Consider the following 1,916-nt stretch of genomic DNA (forward strand, 5'->3'; position numbering starts at 1 on the left):
CCTTCCCATGGCAACGCGGACGCGACGAACTCATGGACACACGCTCCTCGGCGCACGGCCAGCCTACTTCTGCGCCGCCATGGTCTTGCCCGCCTCGTAGAAGATCCGGCCGCCGTCGGGTCCGAACCTGACGCCGAATTCGAATGACGCGGCGCCGGAGGTTTTCCGGCCGGTCGCGGGATTGCCGAGATCGTAGTCCAGCAGGCCGCTGATCTGGCAGCTCGACCGGCTCTCGTCGCACGAGGTACGGATCGTCTCGCTGCGCAACCGGTAGGCGCGGGTGGGCCAGCGCGCGACGTAGCGCTCCTTGTCCTTCAGCACGTCCTCGCGCGAGGTGAGCTTGCCGTAATAGTCGACGCGACCCTCGAGCGTCCGTCGCGCGTGGTCGAGGAGATCGCCGGCACTGCCCTGCGAGCGGATCATGTCGCCCGCGGGCGAGGCTAGCCGCCTTGTCGCTCGTCAAACATTCAAATCCGGAGCGCCGGCCGCAGACACCCGGCGCCGCTCGGCCACGGCCCTTAACAAAACGTCAATAAACCCAGACGGTTATGGTGAACGCTTTGTTAAGCGTCGTGGTTTATTTTGTCTTGCAGGTGGCAAGCCGCCACCGTTTCGTTTGGTTGCGTAAGCCGGAAGCACCATGATCGTTCGGCAGTTCATCAGTTGGATCAGGACCGCGTCCGCGGGCGAGCGGGCGGAGGCGACGCGGGCATTGGCCCGCGCCTGGCTGGTCTCGGATCTTTCCGAAGACGACCGCATCGCGGCCGAAGGTGCGCTTCTGATGCTGCTCGACGACCCCTCGCCGCTGGTGCGACGGGCGATGGCGGAAGCCTTTGCGCGCAGCAGCGAGGCGCCCGCGGCGATCGTGCAGGCACTGTCGAGCGATCAGCCCTCGGTCGCGCTGCCGGTGCTCGAACATTCGCCGCTCCTGATCGATGCCGACCTCGTCGACATCGTCGCGACCGGCGGCTCCGAGGTGCAATGCGCGATCGCCCGCCGCATCGCGCTGCCGGCCTCGGTCTGTGCCGCCATCGCCGAAGTCGGCTGCGCGGCGGCCGCGCTGGAATTGATCGAAAATCCCTACGCCGAGCTCGCGCCGTTCTCCTGGGACCGCATCGTCGAGCGTCACGGCCATCTCGCCGCGATCCGGGAAGCGATGCTGGTGCTCGAGGATCTGCCGGCGGCGACGCGCGCGGCGCTGGTCGCAAAACTTTCCGACACGCTGGCGCAGTTCGTGGTCGCCCGCAACTGGCTGAGCGCCGATCGCGCCGGCCGCGTCGCGGCCGAAGCGCGCGACCGTTCCGCGATCAACATCGCGGCGCGCTCGCGCGGCGAGGACATGCGCGGCCTGGTGCGCCACCTGCGCGCGACGTCCCAGCTCACCGCGGGCCTGATCCTGCGCGCGCTCCTGTCGGGCAATCTCGAGCTGTTCGACGCGGCGCTGGTGGAATTGTCCGAGCTGCCGCCGGCGCGCGTCACCGCGCTGCTGCACGATCGCGGCGGCGCCAGCCTGCACGCACTCCTGCGCCGTGCCGGCCTGCCGGAATCGACCTTCGCGGCATTCCAGATCGCGCTTCAGGCCTGTCACGAGCACGGCTTCGTCGACAGCGACGACGGCGCGGCGCGGCTGCGCCGGCGCATGGTCGAGCGCGTGCTCACCCATTGCGAGACCGACCGCGGCGCGACCGAGCCGCTCCTCATCCTGCTGCGGCGCTTCGCCACCGAATCGGCCCGCGAGGAAGCGCGCCAGTTCTGCGACGAACTCGCGGCGGAGGAGACGATCGCGCCGGTCTACGATCTGGCGGCGGCGTAGCGAACGCTCGCAGGGTGGGCAAAGGCGCGTAAGCGCCGTGCCCACCATCCATCCGGAAATTGTCGACAGAAGTGGTGGGCACGCTGCGCTTTGCCCACTCTAC

2 protein-coding genes are annotated in these 1,916 nt (G+C 68.8%); one reads left to right on the forward strand and one right to left on the reverse strand.

Features of this window, described 5'->3' with window-relative positions; translation table 11 throughout:
- Positions 1-63: 63 nt before the first annotated feature.
- Positions 64-423: a hypothetical protein gene (locus KGM94_RS25130; RefSeq protein WP_300265429.1), complete on the reverse strand. Its 360-nt coding sequence runs from the start codon at positions 421-423 to the stop codon at positions 64-66.
- 217 nt (positions 424-640) lie between these two features.
- Between KGM94_RS25130 and KGM94_RS25135 the strand changes: the two genes are divergently transcribed.
- Positions 641-1,813 (forward strand): DUF2336 domain-containing protein, encoded by a 1,173-nt coding sequence (locus tag KGM94_RS25135; protein WP_300265432.1) that lies wholly within the window; start codon positions 641-643, stop codon positions 1,811-1,813.
- The last annotated feature ends 103 nt before the right edge of the window (positions 1,814-1,916 follow it).

Source organism: Bradyrhizobium sp. (genome assembly GCF_028868675.1).
In the GTDB taxonomy this organism is placed as follows: domain Bacteria; phylum Pseudomonadota; class Alphaproteobacteria; order Rhizobiales; family Xanthobacteraceae; genus Bradyrhizobium.

Excerpts from the sequence above, each read along its gene's own strand:
- KGM94_RS25130 (WP_300265429.1), bottom strand. The coding sequence starts at position 423 with ATGATCCGCTCGCAGGGCAGTGCCGGCGATCTCCTCGACCACGCGCGA.
- KGM94_RS25135 (WP_300265432.1), top strand. The coding sequence starts at position 641 with ATGATCGTTCGGCAGTTCATCAGTTGGATCAGGACCGCGTCCGCGGGC.